8 protein-coding genes and 4 pseudogenes are annotated in these 7,634 nt (G+C 40.3%); 8 read left to right on the forward strand and 4 right to left on the reverse strand.

The window, feature by feature from the left end; translation table 11 throughout:
- On the reverse strand, positions 1–401 hold a 401-nt coding region (locus BM278_RS17290), incomplete at its 3' end, for a transposase family protein (RefSeq protein WP_482809934.1).
- A 101-nt stretch (positions 402–502) separates the two neighbouring features.
- On the opposite strand from BM278_RS17290, the pseudogene BM278_RS17295 reads away from it, so the two are divergent.
- From BM278_RS17295 to BM278_RS17315, 5 genes and pseudogenes are all read left to right on the forward strand, one after another.
- Positions 503–1,054, forward strand: a pseudogene (locus BM278_RS17295) (aldo/keto reductase); the annotation flags it as partial.
- Positions 1,055–1,199: 145 nt separating this feature from the next.
- Positions 1,200–1,907: a Type 1 glutamine amidotransferase-like domain-containing protein gene (locus BM278_RS17300; protein WP_041470484.1), complete on the forward strand. Its 708-nt coding sequence runs from the start codon at positions 1,200–1,202 to the stop codon at positions 1,905–1,907.
- A 41-nt stretch (positions 1,908–1,948) separates the two neighbouring features.
- Complete coding sequence (locus BM278_RS17305; RefSeq protein WP_279625776.1) at positions 1,949–2,296, forward strand: aminoglycoside 6-adenylyltransferase; 348 nt, start codon at positions 1,949–1,951, stop codon at positions 2,294–2,296.
- Between the two features lie 39 nt (positions 2,297–2,335).
- Complete coding sequence (locus tag BM278_RS17310) at positions 2,336–2,788, forward strand: GNAT family N-acetyltransferase (protein WP_090952287.1); 453 nt, start codon at positions 2,336–2,338, stop codon at positions 2,786–2,788.
- 228 nt (positions 2,789–3,016) lie between these two features.
- Entirely contained in the window at positions 3,017–3,541 is a 525-nt protein-coding gene (locus BM278_RS17315; RefSeq protein WP_090952290.1) for a GNAT family N-acetyltransferase, read from the forward strand.
- Between the two features lie 375 nt (positions 3,542–3,916).
- Here BM278_RS17315 and BM278_RS19535 read toward each other — a convergent pair whose 3' ends face one another.
- Positions 3,917–4,147 (reverse strand): transposase, encoded by a 231-nt coding sequence (locus tag BM278_RS19535; protein WP_279625777.1) that lies wholly within the window; start codon positions 4,145–4,147, stop codon positions 3,917–3,919.
- A gap of 34 nt (positions 4,148–4,181) precedes the next feature.
- Entirely contained in the window at positions 4,182–5,063 is an 882-nt protein-coding gene (locus tag BM278_RS17320; RefSeq protein ID WP_279625778.1) for an IS256 family transposase, read from the reverse strand.
- Positions 5,064–5,151: 88 nt separating this feature from the next.
- Between BM278_RS17320 and BM278_RS17325 the strand changes: the two genes are divergently transcribed.
- Entirely contained in the window at positions 5,152–5,712 is a 561-nt protein-coding gene (locus tag BM278_RS17325) for a cupin domain-containing protein (protein WP_090952294.1), read from the forward strand.
- Positions 5,713–5,952: 240 nt separating this feature from the next.
- Here BM278_RS17325 and BM278_RS17330 read toward each other — a convergent pair.
- Positions 5,953–6,150, reverse strand: a pseudogene (locus BM278_RS17330) (cation efflux transmembrane domain-containing protein); the annotation flags it as partial.
- Between the two features lie 23 nt (positions 6,151–6,173).
- Between BM278_RS17330 and BM278_RS19610 the strand changes: the two are divergent.
- Together BM278_RS19610 and BM278_RS17340 are read left to right on the forward strand one after the other, a co-directional pair.
- Positions 6,174–6,881 (forward strand): annotated as a pseudogene (locus tag BM278_RS19610) (transposase); the annotation flags it as partial.
- Between the two features lie 533 nt (positions 6,882–7,414).
- Positions 7,415–7,634 (forward strand): annotated as a pseudogene (locus BM278_RS17340) (IS701 family transposase); the annotation flags it as partial.

Genomic DNA, 7,634 nt, shown 5'->3' on the forward strand with positions numbered 1-7,634 from the left:
CGATGCATTCTCGCAGCATGGCACAACTCTAACGGCAAGCTATCGACCACGGCATAGGCATGATGTTGGCCGCGTTTCGCCAGCTCATGGCGGATCCATTTAATCGCCCAACGCAGCGCCCGACAACGACGGTTGTATCGGGAACGTTCGAGAAACTGCCCGTTTGTGAACAAATTTCCGGTGACAAAGCGATGCCATGCCCGTTCGGAAGAAAAGCCAAGCAGCTTCCCCAAAATGTGAATCGCTATGATCACGTCATCTTCTTGCTTTACCAAATGGCGGTTGCGGCGTTGAAGATGCGTCTGAATCAATGACAGTTGAGCGGAGACAAAAAAGAAAATGGCGGCATATTGCTTTTGAATCTTGGCTCGATCTGTAGTAAAATGAAAATGCTCTTGCATGGGGATTCTCCTTTTCAATGTTTGGTCGCACTTTCATTTTAAGGAGATCCGCAGGCAAGGGCTATTTTTATGCTTGATCAAGTTTATCTAGCACCACGGGTTTGGATTTGTATTTAATTCATCAGCCATTTGGTGATGTATATGGCTCTTGGCGCGCTATGGAGGAATTGTATCGCGAGGGAAAGATTAGAGCAATTGGAGTTAGTAACTTCCAGATGGACCGTCTGGTAGATTTGATTATTCATAATGAAGTAGTTCCTGCTGTAAACCAAATTGAAACACATCCTTTCTGCCAACAAATAGAAAGCGCGAAACTTATGAAAGAGTACAATGTTCAGATAGAGTCCTGGGCGCCTTTTGCTGAAGGAAGAAATAACATCTTCCAGAATGAAGTTTTAGTATCGATAGCTCAAAAGTATAATAAATCCGTTGCTCAGGTGATTTTACGTTGGTTGACACAAAGAGGAATCGTTGCGATTCCAAAGTCTGTTCATAAAGAAAGAATCATCGAAAACTTCAATATCTTTGACTTTGAATTAAGCCAAGAGGATATGGAGATGATTGCTACGTTAGATACGAAAAAGAGCTTGTTTTTTTCACATAATGATCCTGAAATCGTGAAATGGCTCTGTAACCGTAAACTTGATATTTAGTGCTCTTATCCAACACAACGAAATGAAATACGGAGAACCGTGTCATAAGTGATGGCAAACTTCAGTTAGTTGAAAAAGGATTTGATTTTAATTTGTAGAAATTATCGGTGTGGAAAATAGTTCTTTTTAGAAAGGAAGGAATAAGATGCGACAAATCATTGCTCTAGGCGGCGGGGGGTTCTCAATGGAACCGGATAACCCGTTATTAGATTTGTACATATTGAAACAAGCAAAGAAAACTACTCCAAAGATTTGTTTTATCCCCACTGCTAGCGGGGATTCAGATCATTATATATCAAGGTATTATAACTTCTTTAATAAACAAAATTGCAAACCTTCTCATTTATCTTTATTTAAGCCGCCAACAAGGGATTTAGAGGGGTTTATACTGGAGAAGGATATTATATATGTTGGTGGAGGAAATACAAGAAACTTATTAGTTTTATGGAAAGAGTGGGGGTTAGATAATATTTTGAGAAAAGCTTGGAACCAAGGGATTGTTTTAGCTGGCATTAGTGCTGGTTCTATATGTTGGTTCGAGGAAGGCGTCACAGATTCATTTGGAGAGGGATTAGAACCAATTAAATGCTTAGGCTTTCTAAAGGGCAGTAATTGTCCGCATTATGATGGAGAGTCAGATAGAAGACCTTCGTATCATAAACTAATTTATTCTGGAGACATACAAGCTGGTATTGCAGCGGATGACGGAGTTGCCATCCATTATATCGAACAAAATATAAGTAATATAGTTAGTTCTAGACCAAAAGCAAAGGCTTATAAGGTTTATCTGGATAACAAGGTGATGAAGGTGATAGAGGAAGAGCTTCAGACGAATTTTTTAGGTTCCTGTTAAGCCGATATGGAAGAACGAATTAACTTCAACAACCATTGTTAATGCGTTTAATAGATATTGTTTTACGTGAGCCATTAATTCAAATGCTTGAATGGTATATAGGGATTAAAACAGATTATAAATACTCGATTGGAAAAGGAGGAAGACGCTTAAAAAAGTTCTTGGAGCCTGAAATTTGGAATGACTTTGAGAAGACATATACAGATGCTAATTATGATAATATCTGGAATTCATTATTCTTATTCCATGACTTATTCAAAAAAACTGCTGAATATGTTGGGCAAGTATATGGTTTTCACTTTCCTGAAGAAGAATGTAAAAGAGCACTAAAGTTTCTAAAACACGTAAAAGAATTGCCGCAAGATGCAAAATCAATTTTTTTAGGTTAAATTCCTTTATACATAAAGTACAATGGAGGGGGAAAAGAGATGGGGGATTTAGCTATCAGAACAGCTAATCGAGAGGATATTCCGCAACTTTTAAATTTAATGTATCAATACATTGTGGATTTTTATAAAAGACCTAAACCAACGGAAGAGTCACTGAAAGGATTGATACAGCATCTATTGGATAACCCCGCCAGTGGAATACAATTTGTTGCAGAACAAGATGGAAAATTATTAGGTTTTGCAACCTTGTATTTCTCCTTTAGCACCCTTCAGGTGAAAAAAATGGCTATTTTAAATGATTTGTTTGTTATATCGGAAGCAAGAGGGCAAAAACTAGGCGAAAAACTGTTTCAAACATGCTTGTCTTATATAAGAGAGAATGATTTTGCCTACATGACATGGGAAACTGCAAAGGATAATTTAGTTGCTCAATCTCTTTACAACAAAATGGGTGGTCAATTGTCTGAATGGTTAGTTTATGAAATCAGTTAGTGTATCCAGTAGTTTTTTATTAAGCTATCCTTTTTCATTCTCCTGATGGTGCCGTATAGATGCGACATGATTGTCTCCCATGGAAGAACTAGTTACCTTCCATCATCTGTGGTGAAGCCTGCTTCATGGTTGGCTAAGGGAGCAGAAAGGTTGAAGGAGCAAGGAATTCATTATCTTAAATCATTAGTGAAAACATGAGATTAAACAAGAGGGGAAGGGTATGGGGAAATGGTTGTTCTTGAAACACAAAGGTTGATATTAAGACAGTATAGAGATGAAGATATTACTTCTCTACATAGTATTTTTTCTGATTCAGAAACAATGAAGTTTTATCCAGCTCCCTTTAGTATTGAGCAAACTCAAGACTGGATTAAACGAAATCAAGATAGATATCGGAATGATGGTTATGGATTATGGGCGGTTTGCTTGAAGGAAACGAATGAATTTATCGGTGATTGTGGTCTTGTTAAACAAAAAATAAATGACAGTATTGAAGTGGAGATTGGATACCACATTAATAAAAAATATTGGTCCAAGGGATTCGCAACAGAAGCAGCCAAAGCGTGCAAGGAATATGCGTTTTATAAATTGGGTTTAAATAAGCTGATAAGTATTATTGACCCAAGAAATGTTCCATCCATTCGTGTGGCAGAGAAGATTGGTTTCACTAAGGAAAAGGAAGTATTTATTTTCGGTAAGAACCATTATATATACTCGGGATTTAAAGAAAGTAACGAAGGGTTATTGAACTAAGGGTGCGATAGTTAAATAAAATATGTACAAAAAAGCTGCCTTATCATCATAAGGTGGCTTTTTCATTTGGTCGAAGATTAACAATTAACGATAACAGAGCCTAAACAAAAGGTAAATTGTATTGAGCAAAAAATAGATAAATAGAAAAGTGTAACCAAGGAGTTCGGTCAAGTCCAAATTATTGTGCAAATTCCCCTTTGATAGAAATATGGACCTGAGACTTGACGTATGGTAGGTAAGTCCGGCAAGTCTCCCTGCAGGTCGCCTTCCCGGACAAATATCATGTTGTCAAGGAACAGGTGTGTCAAGGAGATTTCGCGGCATATCCTCGCTTCGCTCCGGTATTCCACGTTCTCCTTGACACAGCCGAAGAGGTTATCCCACTCTCTTGATCGCCGGAGCCTCCTGATTCCCCGATCGAGCTGCTTGCTCTTTCATTTTCCGCCACTGCCAATATTCAGCCAATCCCTTGTATTTGCGCCCTAACATCCATTTTTCATCGATTTCGATCAACACGGCGCCAACGAGACGATACACCGATTCCCGGTTCGGAAAGATGCGGATCACCCGTTCTCTGCGGCGAATTTCTTCATTCAGCCGTTCCACTCCGTTGGTCGTGCGCAGACGCCGCCCGGATAGCTCAATATAGCGGTGGCGTCTTCAAATCCTTCCTCAAGGATTTGCATGGCTTTTGGCGCCCATCTCTCCATTTGGCCAGCACTTGTTCCAATAACAGCCGGGCCGTTTGCTTGTTTGGGGCATGAAGAATCCCGCGAATCTCCTCCAGCAAGGCATCCTGCATATACTTTGGTGCGGCATCGAGGATATTGCGAATAAAATGTGTCTGGCATCGCTGCCATGTAGCACCTTGGAAATGCTTTTCAATAGCTTGCATAAGCCCGCCGTGCTGATCCGAGATGATCAAGTCCACTCCCCGGAGTCCTCGATCTTTCAGCCATCCGAAGAACTCGCTCCAGCTGGACTCCGATTCACTGTTTCCGATTTGCAGGCCAAGAATTTCCCGGTATCCTTCCTCATTCACTCCTGTGGCGATCAAAACGGCTCTGGAACGTACCCGTCCATCTTCCCGGACTTTCGAAAATCTCCTCCACCAGTACAAACGGATACACGTGTTCATGCAGGGAACGATGGTTCCAGTCTTGGATAATCGGATCCAGCCTTTGCATAGCGAGGAGACCGTCGACTTGGAAAACGAAGTGCCGCACAATTCCTCCGTGATTGGAGTGATTTTTCGGGTAGACACCCCGTTTACCACCATTTCCATGAGTGCCAGTACCAGTGCTTGTTCGCTCCGTTGATACCGTTGGAACAGTTCCGTAGAGAACTCTCCATCTCTTGTTCGTGGAACGCGCAAAGTCAACCGTCCCACCCGGGTTGTCAGCTGGCGTGGATACGAACCGTTGCGATATCCTTTTCGTTCTTCCGTTCGTTCATCACGGCGAGCTCCCAGCTGTTCTTCTACTTGCGCCTCGAGGATTTGATGGAGGACTTGTTCTGGCAACTTAGATAATCCCTCATCCTGAATATAAGTAAATTCCCTAAACATAGTGCATAGAATAATTTTATAAATCTGCGAAGGGGTGAGAAAAATGTATTATGTTCCTTTTATGTATCCATATCCTTATTATGTTAACGTACCAATGTATAACTATGGAAGACAGCCTGTTTACTGGACTATTCCTAATGAGATAGGGCATGCTAAACGATTGGGTTTTTTACAATCATCAAAGGGAAGAGATAAAATTGGGTTAAAAGATTATGGACCAGAACCGTTTGTAGTTAATATCAACGAGGCGACGAAGCAAAACAATACGTATCGTACCGCTTTATGGACAGGAAATCATTTGCAAGTTACATTGATGAGTCTCAATGTGGGCGAAGATATCGGTTTGGAAATTCACCCTAACGTTGATCAATTCTTACGTATTGAACAAGGTCAAGGGATTGTTCAAATGGGCAAGAGTAAAGATAATTTAAACTTTGAAAGAAAAGTCTATGATGACTCTGCCATTATGATACCTGCTGGAACATGGCACAATGTAATCAATATAGGTAATATCCCGCTAAAACTTTACTCGATATATGCACCTCCACAACATCCACGTGGTACTGTACATGTAACAAAAGCCGATGCCATGGCAGCTGAATAAAACTACTGTGAGTAATAAAAAGAAGAACGTGGTTGCAAAAATATATTATTAGAATTGTTCTTGCGAAATTAGAGAACTATTTTGTAATTATTTTATATGTTTGTTATTCAATTAACGAGAGCGATGCTTAAATAAGGGGCATCGCCTTTGTTATTTTAACAAATGCACAATCCTCAAGAACCCGTCTATTTTGATATTAAACTATCCTGAAATTTAGTATTTTCATCATTGTTGCTAGTATTCAAATCGGTAAAAACCGTATGTTTTTCGTGGAGAAGGTGGTCTTGCGGTGAACCACATAGCGACTAAGCTCAAAGCTAGAGAGCCAATATCGCTTAATATATGCCCTGCGTCTGATAGTAATGCTAGGCTATTCGTAAACAGCCCACCAAAGAATACCAACACCGTTATCCCCGAAGTAATAAGAAGAGCGATTATTAATCCTTTTTGTTATCCGGTAAGTGGGAATGATTAGAAAATTAGTGTGCATCGTGCAGTGTTTTCGCTGTTTTCAGCGGGCTTGTGGGCTTAGTGAAGTTCCTCATCTTTCTACGTTCTCCCGCACGGCAAAGTGGTTCTGGGAACAAGGATTTCCCGTCTTTCATGCACAGCTGCTCAAAAATTTAGAAATACGGTATCCCAATTTGTGCTGATCGACAGTACGGCCCTTCGAAGCAGTCTTTACGATTCACAGGCAAAGTGGAGGGTGTTCACCCGATATCACTGGTTTAAAGGATATAAACTTCATCTCTGCACCGCTGCCGAGGGAATCGCTTTATCTCATGTGTGGACCACAGCGAATCGGAATGATGCGGCAGTGGCACCAGAATTGCTTGTTTCTTTACAACAGTGGGATATCGAATTGGTATTGGGCGATGCCGCTTATGACAGCGAAAAGGTTCAGCAAACAGTCGAACAAGCAGGAATCCTATTGATTTCCCCCATCAACTGCCGCAATAGCGAGGAACGAAAAGATGCCTATGGACGTGTTCTCTCTGTCTTTCTGAAAACGAGGTTTGGCAATGGCTGTTTGGGCTTCGCTGCGGGATGAACGGGTATTTAATGAGTGAAAAAGTGACGGGGAACAACCGCGATGGTATGGATTTCATCGTTATTTACTGCATGTGTTATGCTGCATCCTTATGCATAACTTCGAGTTTTTACTCTAGTTTTGCAACACCATCAGTTAGAAGTGTAAAAGCGATCATACAAAATTAAGCAACTCCTCATACTAGTATATGATTAAATTACTTACTTTCATTTAAACCACTCTAAAGAAGAAAAACTTATCATTGGAGGCGGAGGAATTTGGTATTTTTTGTCGAATTTAAGTTCTAACGGATGTTTATAAAGTAATTTTTATGCTAAAAAAGGACTAAGATTAGGGTAACACATGATTTGTGTGTGGCGATATACATATTCACTTTCAAACATTTTCAACACAAGATTAGGTAGGTGTAGGTGATAACTCGTGAAAGAAGTGGTGTTAGAAGAAATGAAGCAAAAGGGGATAACAATGGTGAATGCAAAACTCGAGAAATCTAATCATTCTTAATGAATTTGAACTAATGTTAATATGAAACTGTAGATGAGCAAATTCGCTAACATAAATTTACAACCAAACAAAAAAAGAGACATGAACCCGATTCCTTGATTAGAATAGATGTGTCACCAAAACTATTCACAAGGAGGTTCATGTCTCATGAATAGATTAGCACATCATCAAGGAATCCACAAGTTTTTCACGATGTTGGGGTTGGCACTTTATTTTTCAAAACCTGTCATGAAGCATCTCGTTCATATCGTGGATGCGCTGACCACCAAAGGATTTGCGGGAACATTGACCGATCTTCATCATTGGAGCTTTCATCCGAACCACCGCACGACACTCAGCCATTTTTTCACGAAAAGCCCTTGGGATG

The organism is Parageobacillus thermantarcticus (genome assembly GCF_900111865.1).
Taxonomy (GTDB): domain Bacteria; phylum Bacillota; class Bacilli; order Bacillales; family Anoxybacillaceae; genus Parageobacillus; species Parageobacillus thermantarcticus.